This window comes from Mycobacterium colombiense CECT 3035, from assembly GCF_002105755.1.
Taxonomy (GTDB): Bacteria; Actinomycetota; Actinomycetes; order Mycobacteriales; family Mycobacteriaceae; genus Mycobacterium; species Mycobacterium colombiense.
In genome coordinates this window covers 2,403,383-2,429,372 of sequence record NZ_CP020821.1, presented here as the reverse complement: position 1 = coordinate 2,429,372, position 25,990 = coordinate 2,403,383, and the positions used below count along the sequence as shown (strand labels likewise).

The 25,990-nt window shown below is 68.1% G+C and carries 25 protein-coding genes and 2 pseudogenes; 17 read left to right on the top strand and 10 right to left on the bottom strand.

The genetic code is table 11. From position 1 onward, the window contains the following. Positions 1-39 precede the first annotated feature (39 nt). The 8 genes from B9D87_RS11115 (at position 40) to B9D87_RS11080 (ending at position 7,284) form a co-directional block, all read left to right on the top strand. Entirely contained in the window at positions 40-1,299 is a 1,260-nt protein-coding gene (locus B9D87_RS11115) for a glutamate-5-semialdehyde dehydrogenase (RefSeq protein WP_007769846.1), read from the top strand. A gap of 37 nt (positions 1,300-1,336) precedes the next feature. Then, positions 1,337-2,212 carry an AAA family ATPase gene (locus B9D87_RS11110; RefSeq protein ID WP_007769847.1) on the top strand — a complete coding sequence of 292 codons (876 nt, stop codon included), beginning with the start codon at positions 1,337-1,339 and terminating at the stop codon, positions 2,210-2,212. A 10-nt stretch (positions 2,213-2,222) separates the two neighbouring features. After that, entirely contained in the window at positions 2,223-3,671 is a 1,449-nt protein-coding gene (locus B9D87_RS11105; RefSeq protein ID WP_007769849.1) for a vWA domain-containing protein, read from the top strand. Positions 3,672-4,011: 340 nt separating this feature from the next. Then, positions 4,012-4,650, top strand: a complete 639-nt coding sequence (nadD, locus tag B9D87_RS11100; RefSeq protein ID WP_007769851.1) for a nicotinate-nucleotide adenylyltransferase — start codon at positions 4,012-4,014, stop codon at positions 4,648-4,650. Further along, complete coding sequence (rsfS, locus tag B9D87_RS11095) at positions 4,647-5,042, top strand: ribosome silencing factor (protein ID WP_007769852.1); 396 nt, start codon at positions 4,647-4,649, stop codon at positions 5,040-5,042. Before nadD ends, rsfS begins: the two co-directional genes overlap by 4 nt. After that, a complete protein-coding gene (gpgP, locus tag B9D87_RS11090; RefSeq protein ID WP_007769853.1) occupies positions 5,039-5,713 on the top strand; it encodes a glucosyl-3-phosphoglycerate phosphatase in 675 nt (224 codons plus the stop codon). The genes rsfS and gpgP overlap by 4 nt, the downstream gene beginning before the upstream one ends. Beyond that, the gene (gene octT / locus B9D87_RS11085; RefSeq protein WP_007769854.1) at positions 5,703-6,446 is read left to right on the top strand and encodes a diglucosylglycerate octanoyltransferase; all 744 of its coding nucleotides are present in this window, start codon (positions 5,703-5,705) and stop codon (positions 6,444-6,446) included. Before gpgP ends, octT begins: the two co-directional genes overlap by 11 nt. Positions 6,447-6,450: 4 nt before the next feature. After that, positions 6,451-7,284, top strand: a complete 834-nt coding sequence (locus tag B9D87_RS11080; protein ID WP_007769855.1) for a DegV family protein — start codon at positions 6,451-6,453, stop codon at positions 7,282-7,284. Positions 7,285-7,305: 21 nt separating this feature from the next. On the opposite strand, the gene B9D87_RS11075 is transcribed toward B9D87_RS11080, so the two are convergent. The 6 genes from B9D87_RS11075 to B9D87_RS11050 all read right to left on the bottom strand — a co-directional run bounded on the left by B9D87_RS11075 (position 7,306) and on the right by B9D87_RS11050 (position 14,594). After that, the gene (locus tag B9D87_RS11075) at positions 7,306-10,206 is read right to left on the bottom strand and encodes an MMPL/RND family transporter (protein ID WP_007769856.1); all 2,901 of its coding nucleotides are present in this window, start codon (positions 10,204-10,206) and stop codon (positions 7,306-7,308) included. Then, complete coding sequence (locus tag B9D87_RS11070) at positions 10,203-10,670, bottom strand: MmpS family transport accessory protein (RefSeq protein ID WP_174320901.1); 468 nt, start codon at positions 10,668-10,670, stop codon at positions 10,203-10,205. The genes B9D87_RS11075 and B9D87_RS11070 overlap by 4 nt, the downstream gene beginning before the upstream one ends. 140 nt (positions 10,671-10,810) lie before the next feature. Beyond that, positions 10,811-11,869 carry an NAD(P)H-dependent amine dehydrogenase family protein gene (locus B9D87_RS11065; RefSeq protein ID WP_007769858.1) on the bottom strand — a complete coding sequence of 353 codons (1,059 nt, stop codon included), beginning with the start codon at positions 11,867-11,869 and terminating at the stop codon, positions 10,811-10,813. Positions 11,870-11,893: 24 nt separating this feature from the next. Then, a complete protein-coding gene (locus B9D87_RS11060; protein ID WP_007769859.1) occupies positions 11,894-12,316 on the bottom strand; it encodes a PPOX class F420-dependent oxidoreductase in 423 nt (140 codons plus the stop codon). 3 nt (positions 12,317-12,319) lie between these two features. Further along, positions 12,320-13,426: an acyl-CoA dehydrogenase family protein gene (locus tag B9D87_RS11055; protein ID WP_007769860.1), complete on the bottom strand. Its 1,107-nt coding sequence runs from the start codon at positions 13,424-13,426 to the stop codon at positions 12,320-12,322. A 7-nt stretch (positions 13,427-13,433) separates the two neighbouring features. Next, positions 13,434-14,594 carry an acyl-CoA dehydrogenase family protein gene (locus tag B9D87_RS11050; RefSeq protein WP_007769861.1) on the bottom strand — a complete coding sequence of 387 codons (1,161 nt, stop codon included), beginning with the start codon at positions 14,592-14,594 and terminating at the stop codon, positions 13,434-13,436. 203 nt (positions 14,595-14,797) lie between these two features. On the opposite strand from B9D87_RS11050, the pseudogene B9D87_RS11045 reads away from it, so the two are divergent. The 3 genes and pseudogenes from B9D87_RS11045 to holA all read left to right on the top strand — a co-directional run bounded on the left by B9D87_RS11045 (position 14,798) and on the right by holA (position 18,257). Then, a pseudogene (locus B9D87_RS11045) lies at positions 14,798-15,666 on the top strand (ComEA family DNA-binding protein). Positions 15,667-15,716: 50 nt separating this feature from the next. Beyond that, positions 15,717-17,213 carry a ComEC/Rec2 family competence protein gene (locus tag B9D87_RS26510; protein WP_040629956.1) on the top strand — a complete coding sequence of 499 codons (1,497 nt, stop codon included), beginning with the start codon at positions 15,717-15,719 and terminating at the stop codon, positions 17,211-17,213. 93 nt (positions 17,214-17,306) lie between these two features. Next, positions 17,307-18,257 (top strand): DNA polymerase III subunit delta, encoded by a 951-nt coding sequence (gene holA / locus B9D87_RS26505; RefSeq protein WP_085977803.1) that lies wholly within the window; start codon positions 17,307-17,309, stop codon positions 18,255-18,257. A gap of 29 nt (positions 18,258-18,286) precedes the next feature. Here holA and rpsT read toward each other — a convergent pair whose 3' ends face one another. Next, positions 18,287-18,547: a 30S ribosomal protein S20 gene (gene rpsT / locus B9D87_RS11035; RefSeq protein WP_007769864.1), complete on the bottom strand. Its 261-nt coding sequence runs from the start codon at positions 18,545-18,547 to the stop codon at positions 18,287-18,289. Positions 18,548-18,691: 144 nt separating this feature from the next. Here rpsT and B9D87_RS11030 point away from each other — a divergent pair. The 3 genes and pseudogenes from B9D87_RS11030 (at position 18,692) to B9D87_RS11020 (ending at position 22,189) form a co-directional block, all read left to right on the top strand. Next, positions 18,692-20,373, top strand: a pseudogene (locus B9D87_RS11030) (circularly permuted type 2 ATP-grasp protein). Beyond that, positions 20,373-21,350 carry an alpha-E domain-containing protein gene (locus tag B9D87_RS11025; protein ID WP_007769866.1) on the top strand — a complete coding sequence of 326 codons (978 nt, stop codon included), beginning with the start codon at positions 20,373-20,375 and terminating at the stop codon, positions 21,348-21,350. Before B9D87_RS11030 ends, B9D87_RS11025 begins: the two are co-directional and overlap by 1 nt. Further along, entirely contained in the window at positions 21,350-22,189 is an 840-nt protein-coding gene (locus B9D87_RS11020) for a transglutaminase family protein (RefSeq protein WP_007769867.1), read from the top strand. Before B9D87_RS11025 ends, B9D87_RS11020 begins: the two co-directional genes overlap by 1 nt. A gap of 45 nt (positions 22,190-22,234) precedes the next feature. On the opposite strand, the gene B9D87_RS11015 is transcribed toward B9D87_RS11020, so the two are convergent. Next, a complete protein-coding gene (locus B9D87_RS11015; RefSeq protein ID WP_007769868.1) occupies positions 22,235-22,591 on the bottom strand; it encodes a winged helix-turn-helix transcriptional regulator in 357 nt (118 codons plus the stop codon). A 106-nt stretch (positions 22,592-22,697) separates the two neighbouring features. Between B9D87_RS11015 and B9D87_RS11010 the strand changes: the two genes are divergently transcribed. Then, positions 22,698-23,066: a DoxX family protein gene (locus B9D87_RS11010; protein ID WP_007769869.1), complete on the top strand. Its 369-nt coding sequence runs from the start codon at positions 22,698-22,700 to the stop codon at positions 23,064-23,066. A gap of 85 nt (positions 23,067-23,151) precedes the next feature. Then, the gene (locus B9D87_RS11005; protein WP_007769870.1) at positions 23,152-23,832 is read left to right on the top strand and encodes a hypothetical protein; all 681 of its coding nucleotides are present in this window, start codon (positions 23,152-23,154) and stop codon (positions 23,830-23,832) included. Positions 23,833-23,841: 9 nt separating this feature from the next. Here B9D87_RS11005 and B9D87_RS11000 read toward each other — a convergent pair whose 3' ends face one another. Continuing rightward, on the bottom strand, positions 23,842-24,684 hold the full coding sequence (locus B9D87_RS11000) for a ribonuclease Z (protein ID WP_007769871.1): 843 nt from the start codon (positions 24,682-24,684) through the stop codon (positions 23,842-23,844). Positions 24,685-24,851: 167 nt separating this feature from the next. On the opposite strand from B9D87_RS11000, the gene B9D87_RS10995 reads away from it, so the two are divergent. Continuing rightward, entirely contained in the window at positions 24,852-25,280 is a 429-nt protein-coding gene (locus B9D87_RS10995; protein WP_007769872.1) for a CBS domain-containing protein, read from the top strand. 86 nt (positions 25,281-25,366) lie between these two features. Here B9D87_RS10995 and B9D87_RS10990 read toward each other — a convergent pair whose 3' ends face one another. After that, positions 25,367-25,969 carry a type II toxin-antitoxin system PemK/MazF family toxin gene (locus B9D87_RS10990; RefSeq protein WP_040629959.1) on the bottom strand — a complete coding sequence of 201 codons (603 nt, stop codon included), beginning with the start codon at positions 25,967-25,969 and terminating at the stop codon, positions 25,367-25,369. Positions 25,970-25,990 lie beyond the last annotated feature (21 nt).

Genomic DNA, 25,990 nt, shown 5'->3' with positions numbered 1-25,990 from the left:
CGGCTCACCCGGGGTTTTGCGGCCGGATACCCTGGTTCAATGAGTCTGCAAGCACCATCGCTTCCTGACTTGCGCCAGGAGGTGCACAACGCCGCTCGCCGCGCCCGCGTTGCGTCACGTGTCCTGGCGTTGTTGCCGACCGTTGCCAAGGATCAGGCACTGCGCTCTGCGGCCGACGCGATCGCCGCCCACACCGAATTGATCCTGTCGGCCAACGCAGAAGATCTCGACGCCGCCCGTGCCGCCGGCACACCTTCGGCGATGCTCGACCGGTTGGCACTGGACCCCAAACGCGTCGAGGGCATCGCCGCCGGCCTGCGTCAGGTCGCCGGGCTGCCCGACCCGGTCGGCGAGGTGTTGCGTGGTTACACCCTGCCCAACGGGCTGCAGCTGCGCCAGCAGCGGGTTCCACTGGGCGTCGTCGGCATGATCTACGAGGGCCGGCCCAACGTGACCGTTGACGCGTTCGGTTTGGCGTTGAAGTCCGGCAATGCCGTGCTGCTGCGCGGAAGTTCGTCGGCGGCGCGGTCCAACCAGGCGCTGGTGCAGGTGCTGCGGGCGTCGCTGGTCAGCGAGGACCTGCCCGCCGATGCGGTGCAATTGCTTTCGTCCGATGACCGCTCCACGGTGACGCATCTGATTCAGGCCCGTGGCCTGGTCGACGTGGTGATTCCGCGCGGCGGAGCGAGCCTGATCGACGCGGTGGTCCGCGACGCGCAGGTGCCCACCATCGAGACCGGCGTCGGCAACTGTCACGTCTACGTGCACGAGGGGGCCGACCTGGATGTCGCGGAGCGAATCCTGCTGAATTCCAAGACCCGTCGGCCCAGCGTCTGCAACGCCGCCGAGACGCTGCTGATCGACGTCGGGATCGCCGACGAGGCGCTGCCGCGGCTGGTGAATGCCCTGCAAGACGCCGGCGTGACCGTGCACGGCGGATTCTCCAAGGACGCGCACGAGGACGACCTGCGCCGCGAATACCTGTCGATGGATATCGCGGTGGCGGTGGTCGATGGTATCGACGCCGCGATCGCTCACATCAACGAGTACGGCACCGGGCACACCGAGGCCATCGTGACCACCAATATGGCTGCGGCGCAGAAGTTTACGGACGGCATCGACGCCGCCGCGGTGATGGTGAACGCCTCCACGGCATTCACCGACGGTGAGCAGTTCGGCTTCGGCGCCGAAATCGGCATCTCCACCCAGAAGTTGCATGCCCGCGGCCCGATGGGGCTGCCCGAATTGACCTCGACCAAATGGATTGCGTGGGGAGACGGACAAACTCGTCCGGCCTGATATCCCGCGTGCAGCAAGTGTTTTAGGAGAACCGATTGTGAGTGTGCCCGCCCGGTCCAAGCCGCTGTTCGACGACATCGACGACGTGTCGCGGCGATTGGCCGAGACCGGCTACCTGCCCGACACCGCCACCGCGACGGCCGTGTTTTTGGCCGATCGGCTCGGCAAGCCGTTGTTGGTGGAAGGCCCGGCCGGCGTGGGCAAGACCGAGCTGGCCCGCGCGATCGCGCAGGCCACTGGCTCGGGCCTGGTGCGCCTGCAGTGCTACGAGGGCGTCGACGAGGCGCGCGCGCTCTACGAGTGGAACCACGCCAAGCAGATCCTGCGCATCCAGGCCGGTTCGGGGGACTGGGACCAGACCAAGGACGACGTCTTCAGCGAGGAGTTCTTGCTGCAGCGTCCGTTGCTGACCGCCATCCGGCGCACCGAACCGACGGTGCTGCTGATCGACGAGACGGACAAGGCCGACATCGAGATCGAGGGCCTGCTGCTGGAGGTGCTGTCGGACTTCGCCGTGACCGTTCCCGAGTTGGGCACGATCACCGCCGAGCGCACACCGCTGGTGGTGCTGACCTCCAACGCCACCCGCGAACTCTCCGAGGCGCTCAAGCGCCGGTGCCTGTTCCTGCACATCGACTTTCCCAGTCCGGACCTGGAACGTCGCATCCTGTTGTCCCGGGTCCCCGAGCTGCCCGCGCACCTGGCCGAGGAGCTCGTCCGCATCATCGGCGTGCTGCGCGGCATGCAGCTCAAGAAGGTGCCGTCCATTGCCGAGACCATCGACTGGGGCCGCACGCTGCTCGCGCTGGGCCTGGACACCATCGACGACGCGGTCGTCGCCGCCACGCTCGGTGTCGTGCTCAAACACCAGTCCGACCAGCAGCGCGCAACCGGCGAGCTGCGGCTGAATTAGGACCGCTGCGATGGCCACCCGCCGTATCCGACCCTCCCGACCGCTCGCCCCGCACGGGCTGCCGGGCCACCTGGTGGGATTCGTGGAAGCGCTTCGTGGGGCAGGGATTTCGGTCGGTCCGTCGGAGACGGTGGACGCCGGTCGGGTGATGGCGACGCTCGGCCTCGGCGATCGGAAGGTGCTGCGCGAGGGCCTCGCGTGCGCCGTGCTGCGCCGCTCGGATCACCGCGAGACCTACGACGCGATGTTCGACCTGTGGTTCCCCGCGGCGCTGGGCGCTCGTGCGGTGGTCGCCGACGAGGAGGCCGACGACTCGCCGGACGACGACGCGTTGCCGGCCGACGACGTCGAGGCGATGCGCCAGATGCTGGCGGACCTGCTGACCGAGAACCCCGACCTCGCCGAGATGGACGAGCGCCTGGTGGCGATGATCGCCCAAATCGTGGAGGCCTACGGCAAATACAGCTCCAGCCGCGGCCCGTCGTTCTCGTCGTATCAGGCGCTCAAGGCGATGGCGCTCGACGAGCTCGAGGGCAAGTTGCTGGCCGGGCTGCTCGCCTCCTACGGCGAGGAACCCACGCCCAGTCAGGAGGAGATCGCCAAAGCGCTTGCTGCGCAGCGGATCTCCCAGATCCGCAAGCTGGTCGACTCCGAGACCAAGCGACGCACCGCGGAGCAGCTCGGCCGCGATCACGTCCAGATGTACGGCATTCCACAGCTTTCCGAGAACGTGGAATTCCTGCGTGCCTCCGGTGAGCAGCTCCGGCAGATGCGCCGGGTGGTGGCCCCGCTGGCCCGCACGCTGGCGACCCGGCTGGCGGCCCGGCGGCGACGCGCCCGGGCGGGGTCGATCGATCTGCGCAAGACGCTGCGCAAGTCGATGTCCACCGGCGGCGTGCCGATCGACGTGGTGCTGGCCAAGCCGCGCCCGGCCCGGCCGGAATTGGTAGTGCTGTGCGACGTGTCCGGCTCGGTCGCCGGGTTCAGCCATTTCACCCTGCTGCTGGTGCACGCTCTGCGCCAACAGTTTTCGCGGGTGCGCGTATTCGCCTTCATCGACACCACCGACGAGGTGACCCACATGTTCGGCCCGGAGGCCGACCTGGCGGTGGCGATCCAGCGCATCACCCGGGAGTCGGGCGTTTACAGCCGCGACGGCCATTCCGATTACGGCAACGCGTTCGCGTCGTTCGTGCAGGCGTTCCCCAATGTGCTCTCGCCGCGCACCTCGCTGCTGGTCCTCGGGGACGGCCGGACCAACTACCGCAATCCGGAGATCGACCTGCTGACCCACATGGTCACCGCCAGCCGGCACGCGCATTGGCTGAATCCCGAACCCAAGCATCTGTGGGGCAGCGGCGACTCGGCGGTGCCGCGCTATCAAGAGGTCATCCCGATGCACGAGTGCCGGTCCGCCAAGCAGCTGGCCGCGGTGATCGACCAGCTGCTGCCGGTGTAGCCGACCCCGCGTCGTTCACACCGGCCACGCGCGTCTCCGTCGGGCGGGGCATGTCCTTGTGCCCGCCTCTTAGCGACAACCGCCGCGGGCCGGCCCTCGATGCGCCGTCGGTGCGTCACCCTTGATGCGCCGTCGGTGCGCCGCCCTCGATGCGCCGTCGGTGCGCGCCGCCGTCGATGCGCCGCCGCCAGCCATTTGTCGCTGTGAGGCGGGCACAACACATGCCGCCCGGCGCAGAGACCGGTGTGGCGCATGTGACCAATGCCTGGGAAATCGGCTCGTAACACCGGCTCAAGTAAGCTGGCAAATCGTGCAAAAGCAGCTTCGCAGGTTAGGAGTGATGGGTGGGACATTCGACCCCATCCATTACGGCCACCTGGTTGCCGCCAGTGAGGTCGCCGACCTGTTCGAACTCGACCAAGTGGTGTTCGTGCCCAGCGGGCAGCCCTGGCAGAAGGACCGGCACGTCTCGGCTGCCGAGGACCGGTACCTGATGACGGTGATCGCCACCGCATCCAATCCCCGCTTTTCGGTGAGCCGGGTCGACATCGACCGCGCCGGCCCCACCTACACCAAGGACACCCTGCGCGAGCTGCACGCCCTCAACCCGGACTCCGAGTTGTACTTCATCACCGGGGCCGACGCGCTCGCCTCCATCCTGTCGTGGCAGGGCTGGGAGACGGTGTTCGACCTGGCGCGGTTCATCGGGGTCAGCAGGCCGGGCTACGAGCTGCGCCGCGAACACATCACCGGTGTGCTCGGCGAGCTGCCCGACGACGCGCTGACGCTGGTCGAGATCCCGGCGCTGGCCATCTCGTCGACCGATTGCCGGCAGCGCGCGGCGCAGCGCCGGCCGCTGTGGTACCTGATGCCCGACGGCGTCGTGCAGTACGTCTCCAAGCGCCGGCTCTACCGCCACGACGAGCAGCCGCCGGTGATCGTGAACGAAACACGGCTGAGCACAGGGGAACACCCATGAGCGCCACCCAGGAGGCCATCGACATGGCGACGGTGGCCGCCGGTGCTGCCGCGGCGAAGCTGGCCGACGATGTCGTCGTCATCGACGTCTCGGCCCAGCTGGCCATCACGGACTGCTTCGTTATCGCCTCGGCGTCCAACGAGCGACAGGTCAACGCCATCGTCGACGAGGTCGAGGAGAAGATGCGCAAGGCCGGTTACAAGCCGGCGCGTCGCGAGGGCACGCGGGAAGGCCGCTGGACGCTGCTGGACTATCGCGACATCGTCGTTCACATTCAGCACCGGGAAGACCGCGACTTCTACGCCCTGGACCGGTTGTGGAGTGACTGCCCGATGGTGCCGGTGGAGCTGGACGCGCGCCCCGGCAACTCCGAAGACTCGGGCGCGCAATGAGAATCCGTCGTCTGATCATGTTGCGGCACGGGCAAACCGAGTTCAACGCCGATAGCCGGATGCAGGGCCAGCTGGATTCCGAGCTGAGCGAACTCGGGCGGGCGCAGGCGATCGCCGCCGCCGAGGTGTTGGGCAAGCTGCCGCCGCTGCTGATCGTGTCGTCGGATCTGCATCGCGCGTATGACACCGCGGTCAGGCTGGGGGAGGTGACAGGTCTGCCGATTCGGGTGGATCAGCGGTTGCGGGAAACCCACCTGGGTGACTGGCAGGGCCTGACCCACACCGAGGTCGACGCGCAGGCCCCCGGTGCGCGGCTGGCCTGGCGCGAGGACGCCACCTGGGCACCGCACGGCGGCGAGAGCAGGGTCGACGTCGCGGCCCGCAGCGTGCCGTTGGTCGCCGAACTGGTGTCCGCCGAGCGCGAGTGGGGCGACCCCGACGGGCCGGACCGCCCGGTGGTGCTGGTGGCCCACGGTGGCCTGATCGCCGCGCTGTCGGCCGCGCTGCTGAAGCTTCCCGTCGCCAACTGGCCGATTCTGGGTGGCATGGGCAATGCCAGCTGGGTGCAGCTGTCCGGACACAACGACGATCCCGCCGACGAATTCGACCGCATCCGTTGGCGTCTGGACGTGTGGAACGCTTCGGCGCAGGTGTCCAACGATGTCCTCTGAACGGCCGCGAAAGCCCACCCTGCTGATTTTCGCCGACTCGTTGGCGTACTACGGGCCGACCGGGGGGCTACCCGCCGACGACCCCCGCATCTGGCCGAATATCGTGGCGACGCAATTGGGCTGGGATGTCGAGCTGATCGGCCGCATCGGTTGGACGTGCCGCGACATCTGGTGGGCGGCGACCCAGGACCCGCGGGCCTGGGCGGCGCTGCCCAGGGCCGGCGCGGTCATCTTCGCCACCGGCGGCATGGATTCGCTGCCGTCGGTGCTGCCGACCGCGCTGCGCGAACTGATCCGCTACGTGCGGCCGCCCTGGCTGCGACGTTGGGTCCGCGACGGCTACGGCTGGCTGCAGCCCAGGCTCTCGCCGGTGGCCCGATCGGCCCTGCCTCCCCACCTGAGCGCGGATTACCTCGAACAGACCCGGGGTGCAATCGATTTCAACCGCCCCGGCATCCCGATCGTGGCGTCACTGCCGTCCGTGCACATCGCCGACACCTACGGCCGGGCGCATCACGGGCGCGAGGGGACGGTGGCCGCGATCACCGAATGGGCGCAAACCCACCGGGTGCCCCTGGTCGACCTCAAAGCCGCTGTCGCCGAGCAGGTTATGAGTGGTCGTGGGAACCCCGACGGCATTCACTGGAATTTCGAGGCTCACCAGGCGGTCGCGGAGTTGATGCTCAAGGCGCTCGCCGAGGCCGGCGTGGCCAACGAGAAACCGCGCGGGTAGCGCCATGTCCGTTGTGGTGGTGACCGACTCGTCGGCGCGTCTGCCGGCCGACCTGCTCGAAAAGTGGGGGATACGCGTCGTTCCCCTGCATATCCTGCTCGACGGCAACGATCTGCGCGACGGTGTGGACGACATCCCCGCAGACATCTACAAACTGACGGCCACCACCGCGGCGGCCACTCCGGCCGAACTGGCCGACGTCTACCAGCAGGCCCTGGTCGACAGTGGGTCCGACGGGGTTGTGGCCGTACACCTTTCGTCGGCGCTGTCGGGCACCTGCCGGGCCGCGGAGCGCACCGCGGCCGACCTCGATCCGAACGTGCGCGTCGTCGACTCCAAGTCGGCGGCGATGGGCACCGGCTTCGTCGCGCTGGCCGCCGCGCGCGCCGCGGCCGACGGTAAAGACGTCGACGCCGTCGCGGACGCCGCCCGCGCGGCCGTGGACCGCGGGCACGCCTTCATCGTGGTGCACCGGCTGGATAACCTGCGCCGCAGCGGACGCATCGGCGGGGCGAAGGCGTGGCTGGGCACCGCGCTGGCACTCAAGCCGCTGCTGCGCATCGACGACGGGAAACTCGTTCTGGCCCAACGGGTGCGCACGGTAAGCCATGCGACGGAGGCGATGATCGACCGGGTCTGTCAAGTCGTCGGCAACGACGCCGCCGCCCTGGCGGTGCATCACGTGGCCAACCCGGACGGCGCCCAGGAGGTGGCGACGGCCCTGGGCGAGCGGCTACCGGCGTGCGAGCCGGCGATCATCACCGAGCTGGGACCCGTGCTCGCGCTGCATGTCGGCGCGGGCGCGGTCGCGGTCAGCGTCGAGTTGCCGTCGGATTAGTGGCGGGGCGCCCCCAGCGGATCAGGCGCTCACCGGCCGTCGCGCGTGGTCACCGCGCGGGTGCACCACCTGTGGCCACCAGAACCACCGACCGAGCAGGGTGGCGATCGAGGGCATCAGCAAGGTGCGCACGATCAGCGTGTCGAGCAGCAGACCGATGCAGACGGTCGAGCCGAACTGACCGAGCACGCGCAGATCGCTGCCCAGCATGGACGCCATCGTGAACGCGAACACCAGACCCGCGGCCGTCACCACGCCACCGGTGCCGGCCATCGATCGGATGATGCCCGTCTTGAGCCCGTGATGGATCTCCTCTTTGAACCGGGAGACCAACAGCAGGTTGTAGTCCGATCCCACGGCCAGCAGGATGATGACCGCCAGCGCCATCACGATCCAGTGGATATTGATGCCGAACAGGTCCTGCCAAATCAACACGGACAGCCCGAATGATGCGGCGATCGAGCTGGCCGCGGTGCCGACGATGACCAGCGCGGCCACCACGCTTCGGGTCAGCAGCAGCATGATCATGAAGATCAGCGTCAGTGACGCGATGACGGCGATCATCAGGTCGTATTTCTCACCGTCGGCCATGTCCTTGAAGGTCGCGGCGGTTCCGCCGAGATACACCTTGGCGTCGGCCAGGGAGGACTGCTTGAGTCCTTCCTGCGCGGCGGTGCGTTCGGCCGCCACCCGTTCAATTCCCTCCGGCGTCATCGGATCGTCCTGGTGGGTGATGAAGAATCGCGCCGACTTACCGTCCGGCGACAAGAACATGCGCAGACCCGTCTGAAAGTCGGGGTTGTCAAAGGCTTCTGGTGGAAGGTAGAAGAAGTCGTCGTTCTTCGACTGATCGAAGCTCTGCCCCATGACGATCCCGGTGTTGCTCATTGCCTCCATCTGGTCGATCATCGCCTTGAACGTCTGGTAGAGCGTCAGCGTGATGCCCCTGGTGGTCTTCAGCGTGGTGATCAGAGTGGGAAACAGCGCGGTCAGGTCGCGTGACGCCTTGGCCGTGTGCGCGATATCGGTCGTCAAATAATGGAACTGCTCGGCCAGTTGGTCGAACCCGTCGAACGTGTCGAACAGGGACCGCAGCCCGACGCACACTGGAATGTCGTAGCAGTGCTTCTCCCAGTAGAAGATGCTGCGTATCGGCCGGAACGTGTCGTCGAAGTCCGCGATGTGGTCGCGCAGGGTGTCGGTGATCTGCGACGTCACCGCCGTCGTCTTTGCACTGTCGTCGGCGGCGTTGGCCAAATCCAGCGACACCTCGTACTGGCGCTGCGTGGTGTCGATCTGGGTCTGCAGGTCATCGGCCATCCTGAGGATGTCCTTGATGCGCTCCTTGAGGAAGCCCATGTTCTGCATCGTCGTCTGGCTTTGGACGCTGTTCTGGAACGGAATCGAGCTGTGCTGAATCGGGATGCCCAGCGGCCTGGTGATGTCCTGAACCATGGCGATGCCGAGCGTGCGCATCTCGTTTTTCGCCACCCTGTCCAACACCAGCATGTCGGCCGGGTTTCGCATGTCGTGGTTGGATTCGACCATCAGCAGGTCGGGGTTCATCCGGGCCTCGGAGAAGTGCCGATTCGCGGCCTCTTGCCCTTGATTGGCCGGGGCTGACAACGGCAGGTAATGCCGGTCGTTGTAGCTCGGCTTGAAACCCGGCAGGGCCACCATGCCGACCAGCACGACCGCGGCGCTGACGGCCAAAATGGGTGCGGGCCAACGCACCACGGCGGTGCCCACCCGGCGCCACAGCCGACCTCGCTTCGCCTGCCTTTCGAAGAGATGGAGACGACTGCCGACGAAAACGACCGCAGGGCCGAGGGAAAGCCCTGCGAGCACCACGACCAGCATGCCGATCGCCACCGGTGCGCCCATCGTGTTGAACCAGGGCAGCCGGGCAAGACTGAGGCAGTAGGTGGCTCCCGCAATCGTCAGGCCGGAACCCAGGACGACCGGGGCGACTCCCTTGAATGTGGTGTAGTAAGCCGTTTCTCGGTCCTCACCGGCGGCCAGCGCTTCTTGATATCGCCCGACGAGGAAGATGCCATAGTCGGTTCCCGCGGCGATTGCCAGCATGGTGAGGATGTTGGCAGCGAACGTGGTGAGCCCGAATGCGTTGTTATAGGCCAGAACCGCGACGACGCCGCGCGCGCACGCCAGCGCCACGAAGGTCATGAACAGCTGCACGAGCGTGGTGACGATGGATCGGTAGACCAGCAGCAACATGATCGCGATCGCGCCCAGGGTGAACAGCGTGATCTTGGCAAGGCTGGCGTTGCCGATGATGTGCATGTCGTCGGACAGTGCCGCAGGCCCGGTGACGTAGGCCTTCACACCGGGCGGCGCCTTGTTCTCGTCGATCACCTTGCGGACGGCGTCCACGGAGTCGTTGGCCTGCGTGGTGCCCTGATTACCGGCGAGGTTCACCTGTACGTACGCGCCCTTGGCGTCGGCGCTCTGCGCGCCCGCGGCGGTCAGGCGGTCGCCCCAGAAGTCCTGGATGTGCTGGATGTGCGCGGGATCCTTGCGCAGGTCTCGGATCAGCTTGTCGTAGTACTTATGTGCATCGGGGCCCAAGGGTTGCTGGCCTTCGAGCACGATCATCACGGTGCTGTTCGAGTTGAATTCGTGGAAGTTACTGCCCAGGCGCATCATCGCCTTCATCGACGGCGCGTCCAGGGGGGTCATCGGCGCCGAATGCGCCTCGCCGACCACTTCCAGGGAGGGGACCAGGACGTTCACCAGCACTGTGATGGCAACCCAGCCCACAATGATCGGTATCGCGAAGATGCGGATCGCATGGGGAAGGTAGGGGCGGTGGCCGCGCTCGGCCTTGGACAGGCCCCGGGTTGTGATCGGGCCGGTATCGGCCGCGCTCAGGTCGCGCTCGGTCTCGTTGTTCACATTGCTCATGCGGACTTCACCAGGCAGAAGGTCTGGGCGTTATGGCCATCGGAGTTCTGGTTAGCGCGGACGACGCCGTCCACGGTGATCTTGCAGCTGATCGTGCTGCCGTCGCTCTGCGCCATGATGTTGGCGCTCACCGAGGGCAGTGTGGTCGAGATGGTGGTCGACCACGGCAGGGGGGCATTGTTGACCTGATGCGTGTTGGCGTCCGCGTCCCAGTAGTTGATGTTGGCGGTCGCCCCGGGCGGACCGGAAATCTCGTAGACGACGACTTTCGGGTTGAACTGCACGATTTCAATCCCCTTGCCGGCGTTCGCGTTGAGATCTTCCGAACCGAAGAGCTTGTGCAGCCGCGACACCACGAGTGCAGACACAGCCAGCACGACCACCAGCAGCAGCGGGATCCACCCTTGCCTCAGCACGCGGGTCACAATGCCGGGGCGGGGACCTGAGTCCGGACTAGCCACCACCTGACCGCCTTCCGCAAAGCTCACCAACCGTCGCCGACGACATCAATGTCAACGGAACATTTGCTCGGTTAGGGATACTAACCTTAGTGCACGCAAGCGTTCCTCCCGGGGGCCGCCAGTTGTGGCGAACGGCATACCCGCTAGTGGGCCAGCCGACCGGTGACGGGCGGCAAATCCGCGAGCGTGACGATCCCGGGTTCGGCGGCCACCACCGCCGGGACGGCGTTGGTAACCGGCATCGCGGTGTAAATCATTCCCAGGCCCATGAACCCGGGCTCCGTCCAATCCTTGGGCGGCAGGCAGTGCAAGACGGTGCGCATGTTGGGTAGCCCGAACACCTGGATGACGTGGCCGTGCTCGAGCGGTTTGGGTGGCACGACGTGACTGCCCATGGTCCAGTTGAACCCGACGCTGACGACGTTGCGATCGCCGACCCAGCCGCGGTGGTAGCCGTAGACGCTGCCGACCGTGCCGGCGGGAATCTTCATGAAGCCCAGATCGGAATCATCGGTGGCCGCGGTGAACGTGACGTCGAAGGTCGTCTTGTCCAGCTTCGCCCCGATCGCGTCGGCCATCATCGCGGCCGATTCGGCGAAGACCTCGCTTTCCCGACGGACATTCTCGGCCAGCCCCGGGGTATCGGGGTCTTGCGAAAACCCCATGGCCGTCTGGGTTTCCGCCGACTCATAGGTCGAGCAGTCGACCGACTCGGTGATGCGGATCTCGTCGACACGCTCGCACGAGGCGGACAGCACCATGCCCACCATGTTCGTCATGCCCGGGTGGGCACCGCTGCCGAAGATCGTCGAATTGCCCTTGCGGCAGGCGTCCTCGATGCGCTTGCGGTCCTGTGGAGTCTGCTTTCCGCCGGTAATCCACGCCGCGCTGGTGCACACGTTTACTCCCGCTTCCAGCAGCCGGACCAACTCATCGACGTTGGGCCACAACGGGTTGTAGCAGCACGCGTCGGCGCCTAGGGCCAACAGCGCGTCGATGTCGTTCGTCGCGTGGACCCCGGTCGGCTCGGGCCAGCCCGCCAAGTCGGCGGCGTCGACCCCGACCTTGTCGGCGCCATGCGCATACACGCCGGCCAGTTCGAGGTCGGGCCGCCCGATGATGGCGTGCAGCGAACGACGACCGATGTTGCCGGTCGTCCACTGGATCACCCGCAGCGGACGGTCTGTGCTTGCCTTGCTCATCGCGGCTCCTTTGCCGTGCGCCAACTAGTTGCTGATATCGAACCCTGCGTTGACCTTCGTCGGCCGCACCCGAACCACCAATTCACCGGGAACGGCGTTGCGGCGGCCGAATTCGTCGGCGCGGTCGGCGCCCATGTAGCGGCCACCGGTGCGGGTGGCGATGTCGAGCACGTCCTGCGGATCCTCGCTGACCGTGGCCACGCCCTGTACCTGGACGAACGAATAGGGCGGATGAGGATCGTCGACGCACATCACCACCCGCGGATCACGAGCCAGGGCACGGCCTTTCGACGTGTCGCGCCCGGTGTTGAACGCCAGCTGTCCGTCGTCGACCACGAACCACACCGGCGCGACCAGCGGGCGGCCGTCGGCCGCGAGGTACCCCAGCATCCCGGTACGGGTGCCGGTTGACAGGAACTCGACGACCCTGTCGGATAACTCGGCCATGCGTTAGAGGCGGGCCAGGTCGTAGTCGCCGAGGTGATCGATGAGGTTGTGCAGGTGCTCGCCCGAGGTTCCCAGGGTGTGTTCGATCGCGGTGAGCCGGGCGGCGTAATGGCTGATCGGGTATTCCGCCGTCACCCCGATGCCGCCGTGCATCTGCACCGACTCCTGCGCGATGTGCCGGCCCGAGCGGCCGATCTGCAGCTTGGCGCGCGAGGCGATCACCGGGTCGATGGTGCCGTCGGCGATCGACATCGCCGCGTACAACGTCATGCTGCGGGCCAATTCCAGCGACACGTACATGTCGGCGGCGCGCTGCGTGAGCGCCTGGAATTTGTTGAGCGTGACACCGAACTGCTTGCGCGTCTTGAGGTAATCGGTGGTCAGGCGCAGCGATTCCTCCATGGCCCCCAGCGCTTCGGCGCACAGCGCCGACTGGATGCGGACCAGGCCGTCGCGGATGGCGCCCGACGCGTCGACCGCCTCGCCCAGGGGTTGCGCGGCGGTGGAGTCCAGGTCGATCTGGGCGCCGCGCTGTCCGTCGAACGTCCGGTACGGGTGCCTGGTCACCGCTGCGGCGTCGACCAGGAACAGGCCGGTGCCACCGCTGGGCAGCGCCGCGCTGACCACCAGAGTGTCGGCGCAGTCCCCGGCGAGCACCGGGTTCTTCCGGCCGCTTAGCGTCCACGAATCACCTTGCTGCTCAGCCTTGGTGCTCACCTCGGCCGAGGGCTTGCGCTGGCCCGGCTCGAGGTGGGCGAACGCGAGCAGCCGCTGCCCGCCCGCGACCTCGTCGAGCAGTTGCTTCTGCTCGGCGCTGCCCAACTCGGCGATCAGCGCGCCGGGCCCCAGCGCCGCGTGCAGCACCGGTTCGGGGGCCAGCCGGCGCCCGACCTCGTTGAGCACCACCATGATCTCGATCTGGCCCGACTCCTCCGGCTCGAAACCCAGTCCGAGGATCCCGGTGTCGGCGAGCTGATTCCACACCTCCTTGCTCCAGCCCAGATCGGAGCCGATGATCTTGTTGCGGCTTTCCGGGTCGTAGCTGCGCGACAACAGATCGCGGGTGGTGTCGCGGAGCAGGGCTTGCTCGTCGCTCAGTTGAAAGTCCATGGCTGCCTCACAATCCCAGAATCGTCGACGCGATGATGTTGCGCTGCACCTCGCTGCTACCGCCGTAGATCGACGTCTTGCGGTAGTTGAGGTAGTGGGGCGCACTGTGTTGCGCCCAGGACGGCGACGCGATGTCTTCGCCGTCGGCCGGCAGCGCGTCCGGGCCGGCCACCTCGACGAGCAATTCGGTGGCCGCCTGCTGCAGTTGACTGCCGCGCAGCTTGAGCACCGACGACGCCGGGTTGGGCTGGCCGTCCGTGGAGTCGGTGACCACTCGCGACTGCGTGAGTTCCAGTGCCAGCAACTCGTTTTCGGCCTCGGCCAGCCGCGCCGCGAACAGCGGGTCGTCGAGCACCCCGGTGGCCGCGGCGTGCTTCTTCACCTCGGCGAGGCGCACCTTGGTCCGTCCCACCCCGGCGATACCCGTGCGCTCGTTGCCCAGCAGGAATTTCGCGTACGTCCAGCCCTTATTCTCTTCTCCGACAAGCTGATTGGCGGGCACCCGGACGTCCTCGAAGAAGACCTCGTTGATCTCGTGGCCGCCGTCGATCGTCTTGATGGGTCGCAGGGTGACGCCCGGGGTGTTCATCTCGAACAGCAGGAACGAGATGCCGGCCTGCCGCTTGGGCGCCTGCGGGTCGGTACGGACCAGGCAGAAGATCCAGTCCGCGTACTGCCCCAGCGTGGTCCAGGTCTTCTGGCCGTTGACGACGTAGCTGTCGCCGTCGCGGACCGCGGTGGTGCGCAGCGACGCCAGGTCCGATCCCGCCTCGGGCTCGGAGAATCCCTGGCACCACCAGATGTCGAGGCTGGCCGTCGGGGGCAGGAAGCGTTGTTTGACCTCCTCCGAACCGAATTCGGCGATCACCGGGCCCACCATCTTGGTGTTGAAGTTCAGCGGCTCCGGCACGCACGCCAACTGCATCTCGTCGGCCCAGATCTGATGCTGGGTCGGCGTCCAGTCCTTGCCGCCCCACTCGACCGGCCAGTTCGGTACCGCCAGGCCGTGCTCGTGCAGGATCTTGTGGCTGGTCACGATGTCGTCGTGGTTCACCTCGGCCGCGCCTCGGCGCACCCGCTCGCGCATCTCCTCGGGAATCTTGGTCGTGTAGATGGTGCGGAGTTCGTCGCGGAACGCGGCTTCCTCGGGCGTGAGCGCCAGTTGCATGGCAGCCTCCTGTCGTTTCTCTCCGGTGAGGGTGACGACGCAGCGCCCAGAGCTGTTTTCTGGCGATGCCGGTCGTTCGCTCGGCTTCCATCTTGACCCATCCCTCGCAGGCCCCGTGCACAGCCTCGGGTTAATCCACAGTTCGGGCCCGCGGCGCCGTTGAGCGGGGCCGTTTTGGCGGTGCGCGGACCTACCGTCGGTCCATGCGAACAGAACTTCCGGCGGAGCGCCTGCAGCGGCGGCTCAACGCCGAACCGGAGACCGACGCGCACGCCGGTGTGGTCGACTCCGGGTCGGCGTCGACCGAGGACACCCCCGACGACGACCAGAATTCGCTGCTGCCCCGGTGGCTTCCCGACGCATCGCGGGACCGGGGCTGGGTGGCCAGGGTGCGCGCCGACCCCGGGCGCGCCGGCGCCGTCGGGCTCGCGATCGTGGCGGCGCTGGCGGTGCTGGTCACGGTCTTCACGTTGCTGCGCGACCGGCCGGCGCCGGTGATGTCGGCCAAGCTGCCGCCGGTGGAGCAGGTGTCGACGGCCGGCCCGCGGTCGTCGGGGGTCCGGGTGCCGCGCCATCGCCGGGCCCCGACCGCCCGGTGGTGGTCAGCGTGGTCGGTCTGGTGCACACCCCGGGCCTGGTGACCCTCGCGCCGGGCGCGCGTATCGCCGATGCGCTGCAGGCCGCAGGGGGTGCGGTGAACGGCGCGGACACCATCGGACTGAACATGGCCCGACCGCTCGATGACGGGGAACAGATCGTGGTCGGTCTCGCTCCCGCGCCCGGGCAGCCGACGGTGCTCGGCAGCTCCGTGGCCACCGCAACGACGCCCACATCGAAGGCCCCCGCACCGACGAAGGGATCGGCCACGCCGAAACCGGGCCAGGCGGTCGACCTGAACACCGCGACCGTCGAGGAACTCGACGCGCTGCCCGGCGTCGGGCCGGTCACCGCCGCCGCGATCGTGGCTTGGCGGCAATCCAACGGCAAATTCACCAGCGTCGACCAGCTCGCCGACGTCGAAGGCATCGGGCCGGCGCGGTTGGAGAAGCTGCGCGCCCTGGTCCGTGTCTGACCCCGGTGGTGCACCCCGGGGCGGGCGAATCGCCCTCCGGGCATGTGGATGTGCGCCTGGTGCCCGCGGCGTTGACCTGCTGGGCGGTGACCGCGGGCGGGATCTGGTGGTCGGCCGGCCGGATGCTCGCCGGGTGCTGCGTGGCGCTGATCGCCGCGTCCGGTGTGCTGGCATGGCGCGCCGCGTACCGACCCGGCCGGACGGCGCGGCTGCGGGCGGTCAGCGCCGGCGTGGCCGCGATCGGTGTGGTGGGGGCCGGATACGGCTTCGCCGTCGCGCTGCGCGCCGACGCGGTCGCTCACCACCCGATCACCGCGGCCTTCGGCGGCAGCGCCCCCGTCACGGTCACCCCCACCGAAAGCCCGGTGTCGCTGGGCAGCAGCCGGATGATGTTCAAGGCCTCCCTGCAACGGCTGCGCGACGCCCAAACATCCGGCCGTGTCGTCGTTTTCGCGCGCGCCTCGGACTTCGGCTCCGTGACGGTTGGCCAGCCGGTGCGGTTCACCGCGCGCATCACCCGCCCGGCCCGTCGCGACCTGACGGTCGCGGTGCTCAACGCGTCGGGGCGGCCCGTCATGGGCACCGCGAGCGCAGTGCAGCGCGCCGCGCACGGGGTGCGTGGCCGGTTCGCCGCCGTCGTTCGCGACACACTGCCCGGCGAGCAGGCGGCGATGCTGCCCGCACTGGTACTCGGTGACACCTCGGCGGTGCCGGGCGACACCAGCCGCGACTTTCGCGCCGCCGGCATGACGCACCTGATGGCCGTGTCGGGGGCCAACGTGACGATCGTGTGCGCCGCCGTGCTGTTCTCGGCGCGGTTGATCGGTCCCCGCGCGGCCGTCGTCCTCGCCGCGCTGGCGCTGGTGGCCTTCGTCATCGTGGTGCAGCCGACGGCGAGTGTGGTGCGGGCGGCGGTGATGGGTGCCATCGCACTGCTGGGAATGCTGTCTTCGCGCCGGCGCCAAGCCATTCCGGCCCTGGCGACCACCGTGCTGGTGCTGCTGGCCATCGCCCCCGCGCTGGCCGTCGACGTGGGGTTCGCGCTGTCGGTGGTCGCCACCGCCGCGCTTATCGTCGTCGCGCCGGTCTGGTCACGGCGCCTGGTGGCGAAGGGGTGGCCCAAGCCGCTGGCCGACGCGCTCGCGGTCGCCTGGGCCGCGCAGGTGGTGACCGCGCCCCTGGTTGCGGCCATCTCGGGCCGTTTCAGCGTGGTCGCCGCGCTCGCGAATCTGGTGGTGGCCGCGGTGATCGCGCCGATCACCGTGCTCGGCACCGCCGCGGCGGCGCTCTGCGCGGTGTGGCCGGCCGCCGCGCGGCTGCTGATCCGCTTCACCGGTCCCGAGTTGTGGTGGGTGGACGGGGTCGCCCGCTGGGCGGCCGATCTGCCCGGCGCGACCCTGCCGGTTCCCGAGGGCCTCCCCGGCACAGTGATCGTCGGCGGTGTCACGGTGCTGGCGGTGCTGCTGTGGCGGTGGCGGCCGTTCCGTCTCGCCGCCGCAGTGGCGGCGCTGACCGGGCTGGCCTGGGTGCTGGCCGGGCTGGGGTAGGGCGAAGCCGGGTCGGGGCTCGGTCCCGCCGGATCCCCGAGCGGCGCAGTCGGTGGGGCGTGACACCATCGTGGGGTGAGCGAGGTTTCGCCGTTGCACCTGGTCCTGGGAGACGAGGAACTGCTGGTCGAGCGGGCGGTGGCCGACGTGCTGCGGTTGGCGCGGAAGCGGGCCGGCACCGACGACGTGCCGGTCAACCGGATGCGGGCGGGCGACGTCAGCACGTATGAGCTCGCCGAGCTGCTGAGCCCGTCGTTGTTCGCCGACGAGCGCATCGTGGTTCTGGAGGCCGCCGGCGAGGCGGGCAAAGACGCTGCGGGAGTGATTGTTTCGGCCGCGAACGACATGCCGACGGGTGTGGTGCTGGTGGTGGTGCACTCGGGCGGCGGGCGGGCCAAGGCGCTGGCCACCGAGCTGCAGTCGCTTGGCGCCGAGGTGCATGCGTGCGCGCGGATCACCAAACTCAGCGAACGGATCGACTTCGTCCGCAAGGAATTTCGCCGTCTGCGGGTCAAGGCCGACGAGGAGACGGTGACGGCGATGCTGGATTCGGTCGGTTCGGATCTGCGGGAATTGGCCTCTGCCTGCTCCCAATTGGTCGCCGACACCGGCGGGGTGGTCGACGCCGCGGCGGTGCGCCGGTACCACAGCGGCAAGGCCGAGGTGAAGGGCTTCGACATCGCGGACAAGGCGGTGGTCGGTGACATCGAGGGAGCCGCCGAGGCGCTGCGCTGGGCGATGATGCGGGGCGAGCCGCTGGTGGTGCTGGCCGATGCGCTGGCCGAGGCGATTCACACGATCGGACGGGTCGGCCCGCTGTCCGGCGACCCTTATCGGCTGGCGTCGCAGCTCGGGATGCCGCCGTGGCGGGTGCAGAAGGCGCAGAAACAGGCCCGGCGGTGGTCGCGTGACTCGGTGGCGACGGCGATGAAGGTGGTCGCGGCGCTCAACGCCAACGTCAAGGGAGCGGTGGTGGACGCCGACTACGCCCTGGAATCCGCGGTCAGGCAGGTGGCCGAACTGGCCGCCCAGCGCGGCCATTAGGGGCCGGGCGGCGTGGGCCGGTAAAGCCCTTAGATCTTGTTGAGGGCTTGCGCCAGCGCCGACTTCTTGTTCGCGGCCTGGTTCTTGTGGATCACGCCCTTGCTGGCGGCCTTGTCCAGCTTGCGGTTGGTCGACACCAGCAGCTCGGCGGCCTTCTCCTTGTCACCGGCGTGGGCGGCCTCGCGGAACGCGCGGACGGCGGTACGCAGCGACGACTTCACCGACTTGTTGCGCAGGCGAGCGCGCTCGTTCGTCTTGTTGCGCTTCTGCTGCGACTTGATGTTGGCCACGCTGGAGTTCCTTCTTCGATTAGACGTTTTGTGGGTCGCCGGATATCACCACAGCGATTGCCCAGGTTATCAGTGAGTTACGTTTTCTCCCAAAACGGGAACACGTGGGCTGCCAGAACGTCGACTTGAGGCAGCATCTGAACAGTGAGTCTTACGAACCAGCTTGACGACAGCAAGCGGGGTTTTCGCGCTGCGCGTGCTGAGCGCATCTTCGGCGGCTACAACGGGTCCTCGGACGCCTACGACATGGCTTTCGACGAAATGTTCGATGCCCAGGGCGCAGTCCGCGGCCCCTACAAGGGCATTTACGCCGAGCTCGCACCCTCGGACGCCTCGGAACTGAAAGCTCGCGCTGAAGCGCTGTCGCGCGCCTTCCTCGACCAGGGGATCACGTTCTCGTTGTCGGGCCAGGAACGGCCGTTTCCGCTGGACCTGGTGCCGCGGGTGATCTCGGCCGCCGAGTGGACCCGGCTGGAACGCGGCATCACCCAGCGGGTCAAGGCGCTCGAGATGTATCTCGATGACGTCTACGGCGACCAGGAAATCCTGAACGACGGCGTCATCCCGCGCCGCCTGGTCACCTCCTGCGAGCATTTCCACCGCCAGGCGATGGGCATCGTCCCGCCCAACGGGGTGCGGATCCACGTCGCCGGCATCGATCTGATCCGCGACGAGAAGGGTGTCTGGCGGGTCCTCGAGGACAACCTGCGCTCGCCGTCGGGGGTGTCCTATGTCATGGAGAACCGGCGCACGATGGCGCGGGTCTTCCCGAACCTGTTCGCCACCCATCGGGTGCGCGCGGTCGACGACTACGCTTCGCACCTGCTGCGGGCGCTGCGCAACTCCGCGGCCACCAACGAGGCCGACCCGACGGTGGTGGTGCTGACCCCGGGCGTCTACAACTCGGCCTATTTCGAGCATTCGCTGCTGGCCCGCCAGATGGGCGTCGAGCTGGTCGAGGGCCGCGACCTGTTCTGCCGCGACAACCAGGTGTACATGCGGACCACCGAGGGCGAGCGTCAGGTCGACGTCATCTATCGGCGCATCGACGACGCCTTCCTGGACCCGCTGCAGTTCCGCGCCGACTCGATGCTGGGCGTGGCCGGCCTGGTCAACGCGGCCCGCGCCGGCAACGTCTCCATCTCCAGCGCCATCGGCAATGGCGTCGGCGACGACAAACTCGTCTACACCTACGTGCCCACCATGATCGAGTACTACCTGGGCGAGAAGCCGCTGCTGGCCAACGTGGAGACGTTGCGCTGCTGGCTCGATGACGAGCGTGAAGAAGCGCTGGACCGCATCGATGAGCTGGTCATCAAGCCGGTGGAGGGGTCCGGCGGCTACGGCATCGTGTTCGGTCCGGAGGCCTCGGCGAAGGAGCTCGCCGCCGCCGCCAAGAAGATCCGCGACGATCCTCGCAGCTGGATCGCGCAGCCGATGATGGAGCTTTCGACGGTGCCGACGCAGATCGGCAACACGCTGGCGCCGCGCTACGTGGATCTGCGACCGTTCGCGGTCAACGACGGCAACGACGTGTTCGTGTTGCCCGGCGGGCTGACTCGGGTGGCCCTGGTCGAGGGGTCGCGGGTGGTCAACTCCAGCCAGGGCGGTGGCTCCAAGGACACCTGGGTGTTGGCGTCGCGGGCCTCGGGGGCGAGCACGAGCTCGGCGCGGCCGAGGTGGTGCGCTCGTTGCCGGAGTCGATGCCGGACCCGCTGGAAGACTCGCCGCGTCTGACGTCTGTGACCTCTCAGCAGCCGCAGCCCACCGACCACCCCCAGCGCGAGAAACCCAAGCAGCAGCAACAACAAAAGGCGGTGCGCTGATGCTGGCACGTAATGCCGAGTCGCTCTACTGGATCGGCCGCTACGTCGAGCGCGCCGACGACACCGCACGCATCCTGGACGTCGCCCTGCACCAACTGCTCGAGGACTCCAGCGTCGACCCCGACCAGGCTTCGCGGCTGCTGCTGCGGGTGCTCGGCATCGACCCGCCGGATCGCGACCTGGACGTCTGGTCGCTGACCGACTTGGTGGCCTACAACACCAACACCCAGGGCGGCTGCTCGATCGTCGACGCGATCACCGCGGCGCGAGAAAACGCGAAGTCGGCGCGCGAGGTGACCTCCAGCGAGATATGGGAGTGCCTCAACACCACCTACCATGCCCTGCCCGAACGCGAGCGGGCCGCCAAACGCCTTGGGCCACATGACTTCCTGTCGTTCATCGAACGGCGCGCGGCGATGTTCGCCGGTCTGGCCGACTCGACGCTGTCCCGCGACGACGGCTACCGGTTCATGGTGCTGGGCCGGGCGATCGAACGGGTCGACATGACGGTTCGGCTGCTGCTGTCGCGGGTCGGCGACAGCGCCTCGTCCCCGGCGTGGGTGACGCTGTTGCGGTCGGCGGGCGCACACGACACCTACCTGCGGACCTACCGCGGCGTGCTGGACGCGGGCCGGGTGGTCGAATTCATGTTGCTGGACCGGCTCTTTCCGCGATCGGTCTTCTATTCGCTGCGGCTGGCCGAACACAACCTGGACGAACTGGTGCACAACCGGCAGAGCCGGATCGGGGCCACCGCCGAGGCGCAGCGGCTGCTCGGCCAGGCGCGCAGCGAGTTGGAGTTCGTCCAGCCCGGCGTGCTGCTGGAATCGCTGGAGAGCCGTCTGGCGGGGCTGCAACGGACCTGCCGTGACGTCGGAGAAGCGTTGGCGCTGCAGTACTTCCACGTGACGCCGTGGGTGGCGTGGTCGGACGCGGGCCAGCGCGCCCGGCTGGCCGGCAGGAAAGGGGACGGCTGATGTGGCGGCTGCGGGTGGTGCACACCACGGGGTACGCCTACCAGTCGCCGGTGACGGCCTCCTACAACGAGGCCCGGCTCACGCCGCGGTCCAACACCCGGCAGAACGTCATCCTCAACCGCGTCGAAACCATCCCGGCGACGCGGTCGTATCGCTACATCGACTACTGGGGCACCGCGGTCACGGCGTTCGACCTGCACGCCCCCCACACCGATCTGACGGTGATGTCGTCGTCCGTCGTCGAGACCGAGCGGGCCGAGCCGCTCGCGACGGAGGTGGGTTGGAGCGACCTGCGGTCGGAGGCCGTGATCGATCGCTATGACGACCTGCTCCGTCCCACCGAGCACACGCCGGCGAGCAAGCGGGTGGCGTCGGTGGGCAAAAAGATCAGCAAGGCCTACGAGCCGGCCGAAGCCGTTGTCGCCGCAGCCGATTGGGTGCGCAACGAACTCGAATACCTCCCCGGGACCACCAGCGTGGCCTCCTCGGGCCTGGACGCCCTCAAAGAGGGTAAGGGGGTGTGCCAGGACTTCGTCCACCTGTCGCTGATGTTGTTGCGCAGCATGGGAATTCCGGCGCATTACGTCTCGGGCTACCTGCATCCCAAACGCGATGCCGTGGTGGGGGACACCGTGGACGGGCGCAGCCACGCCTGGATTGAGGCGTGGACGGGCGCGTGGTGGAGCTATGACCCCACCAACGACACCGAGATCACCGAGCAATACGTGGGCGTGGGCGCGGGCCGCGACTACGCCGACGTCTCCCCGCTGAAGGGCATCTACTCCGGGGAGGGCGCCACCGACCTCGACGTGATCGTGGAGGTGACCCGGCTCGCCTAGCCGGGGTGCGCGGGCTTTTCCCTTGAGCGACCGGTGTTTGCGGCGTTACCGCGAGCGGCGGTTGGCGTTGATCTCCTCGTGATGCGCCATGGCCCACTGGGCCAGGGCGATCACCAGTGGTAGCAGCGTCCGCCCGAGTTCGGTCAGTTCGTATTCGACTCGCGGCGGCACCTCGGCGTAGGCCGTCCGGTCGACCAGGCCGTCCTCGACCAAATGCTTGAGGGTCAGGGTGAGCATCCGCTGCGAAATACCTTCCACGGTCGCCGCCAACCCGCCGAACCGCATCGGACCGTTACGCAGCGTGCCGATTACCAGCAGGCTCCACTTGTCGCCGATGCGATCGAGGACTTCGCGGACTGCACCGCCCTCGGGTATCCGCACCGCGTTCGATGTGATGTCCATCACGTCGAACTCCCTGTTCTGGATACATACATGGATGTTCCTTTTGTTGCCGCCCCAGTGCTGACAGACGATGTGGCTACACACAAATAGTAAGGATTGGAATGCCGTGAACATCGGACTGTGGGTCGTGCAAGGTCTGCTCGCATTGGTCTACCTCGCCGCGGGCGGGCTCAAGGTCGTTCGGTCGCGCCAGAAACTTGTAGCAACGGGCCGTCTCGACTGGATGAAGGACCACTCGGACGCCGCGGTCAAGACCGTCGGCGTGGTCGAGATCCTCGGCGCGCTCGGGGTGATCCTGCCCGAGGCCTTGGGCATCGCCCGCATCCTGACCCCGATCGCAGCGGCCGGTCTGGTCATCGTGCAGATCGGCGCAATGCGTGTGCACCTGACTCGTAACGAGCGACAACCTTTGCCAATCAACGTGGTTCTCCTGCTCCTCGCGGCCTTCGTCGCGATCGGGCGATCCGTGAGCTGAGCCCTTTCCGGAGGATGCCGCGGTACTCCCGCCCAGCCCAGTTGGCCTGGCCGGCGGTGAGCCGGCGTGGGGATAACGTTCAGGCATGAGCGGTATCCCAGCCGTCGCACCCCGCGGCGAGCCCGCACTGGCGGCGCTGTCCTTGGCCTGCATCGGGCTGCTCGTCGGCGGCATCGCCATCGGGGTCGCCGCGGGCGGTGTAATGCCGTTGCCCTACGGCCCGCCGAGCGCCGTCGTGAGCTACGTGCGCGCCCAGTCGGCCGCCGTGCGCATCATCGCGGTTGCGACGTTCGCGTCGTCGGTACCGCTGGCGCTCTACGCGGCGATCGCGGCCGCGCGGTTGCGGCGGCTCGGGGCCGGCCTCGGACCGGCCGCGGTCGCGCTGACCGGCGGCGCCCTGGCCGCCGGCGCGCTCGGCCTGGCCGGGCTGCTGGGTTGGGCGTTGTCGATCCGGGACGTCGCGGCGAACGCGGCGGTGGCCAGGGCGCTCTACCTGCTGGTGTTTCTCACCGGCGGCCCGGGGCACATCGTGGCGTTGGGCCTGTTGGTCGGCGCCCTCGCCGCGCCCGGGAAGAAGTTGCTGCCCCGCCCGGTCGCCCGGATCGGGCTCGCGACGGCCGTCCTCGCCGAAGCGACGACGATGGTGTTGATCTGGCCGGCGCTGGGCGTCATCCTGCCGATCGCGCGGGTGCTGGCGTTGACCTGGCTGATGGTGGCAGGGATTGCGCTTTCTACTGCGGCGCAAGGAAATCCGGCCGCCCGGTGAGCCGCGCCGTCACGCGAGCGCGTCGACCTGCACCCGGTGCAGGTCGTCGCCGAGTTCGATGCGCCCACCGAACTGCGTGGCCGCCAGGGCCCGCCACTGTTCCTCCTGGCCGGGTACCAGTGCCGGCACGTAGTGCGTCATGACCAAGGTGCCCACCCCCGCGCGGGCCGCGGTGGCCGCCGCCTCCTCAACCGAGGAGTGGTAGTCGCAGATGTCCTGCAGTCGCTGCTGGGGGATGTTGACGACGATGTCCTTGCGGATCACGGTGTGCACCAGCGCACCGGCGCCGGCAGCCAGCTCGTCCAGGCCGGCGCACGGGACGGTGTCCCCGGCGAGCACCGCCGAGGCGCCCTGGTACTCGATCCGGAAGCCGATGGTCGGGGCGACCGGCCGGTGATCGGTGGGCGCCACCCGGATGGCTACGCCGTCGCGGTCCCAGACGGCGCCCTCGGTGTATTCGTGGACGTCCACCGCCGGCGGCTCGTTGAGGTCGCTGTGATGGGCGATCCGGTAGCCGATGTCGTGGCGGAACGCGTTCAGGGTCGCAGCGACCGCCTCGGCGGTGCCGGGCGGCCCGATGATCGGCAGCGGCGCGGGATCGGGGGTGAAGGTGCTGATCCACCGCGTGATGAGGACGTCGCCGAGGTCGCCGATGTGGTCGCTGTGCAGGTGGGTCAGCAACAGGGCCGTCAGGCCGGCCGCGCCCACCCCGACCGAGGCCGCGCGCTGCAGCACGCCACGCCCGCAATCGACCAAAAACACCTGGCCGCCGGCCTGCACCAGCGTGGATGGCCCTGCGCGGTTCGGATCGGGGATCGGACTTCCGGTGCCCAGCAGCGTGACCTCGATCATGGGCCTATCTTGCAAGCCCGCGGTGGCCGCGGTGGCCCAATCGGCCGATCCGCGCGGCTTTCACCGTTTGGACACGATCTGTTTGCAGGTTCTCTTAGTGGCTTTTCCGTCGCGCGAGGAAGCCGTAGCCTGGTGTGAAGCGGATCACAACCCGGCTGGAGGCCTCGATGCGGATAGCGGATGTCTTGCGGAACAAGGGCGCGGCGGTGGTGACCATCAACCCGGACGCGACGGTTCGCGAGCTGCTTGCGGGGCTGAGCGAGCAAAACATCGGCGCGATGGTCGTGGTCGGCGACGAGGGTGTGGTCGGCATTGTGTCGGAGCGCGACGTCGTGCGCCAGCTGCACACGCACGGCGCCAGCGTGCTGTCCCGCCCGGTGTCCAAGATCATGACGTCGATGCTGGCCACGTGCACCAAGACCGACGAGGTCGACGCCATCAGCGTGTTGATGACCAAGAACCGGGTGCGGCACGTGCCGGTGCTGGACGGCAAGAAGCTGATCGGCATCGTCAGCATCGGTGACGTGGTGAAGACCCGGATGGAAGAGCTCGAGGCCGAGCAGCAGCAGCTGCAGTCCTACATCACCCAGGGCTGAGTGCCCCACTCTCCTCAGGCCGCTATGCGGCCTGCATCGTCGGCGGGCCGGGCGGACCAATTCGTTTTCGCCGAACGCCCGGCGCGTCAGCGCCAGGAGTAGTCGGCCCGCAGCCGGGCGGCCACCGCATCGAAGATCTCGCGATCCAGGATGGCGCCCTCGCGGCGAATGCCCTCTTCGGGCACGTCGAGCACCCGATCGAGCCGGACCCAGCTCGGACGGCCCTCGTAATCCCAAGGGCCGGAACCGATTCCGATCCAGTCGCGATCCGTGGCGTGCCGCTCCTGGCTGGACACCATCAGCCCGAGCAGGATGCTGCGGTCCCGCCCCACCACCAGGACGGGGCGGTCCTTGCCGCGGGTGGGGTCGTCCTCGAAGACCACCCAGGTCCACACGATCTCGCCGGGGTCGGCCCGCCCGTCCAGGCTCGGCGCGTACACCAGCTTGCGGGCGCGGTGCGCGGTGGGGAGGCTGCCGCTGGTCACCGGCCGGCCGCTGACGGGCGCCTCGGCCGGGGCGGGAGCCACCGCGGCGATGACGTTCGCGGTGATCCGCACGGCCTGCTGCAACTCGCGCAGCACGGTCTGGGAATTCTGCACCTGCCGGACCAGCCGCGGAGCCCCGTTGAACACCAGATTCTCCGCGAACCGCTGGAACGTCCTCCACTGGGATTTCCGGGGAGACGCCATATTCGCAGCATAGACGCGAGC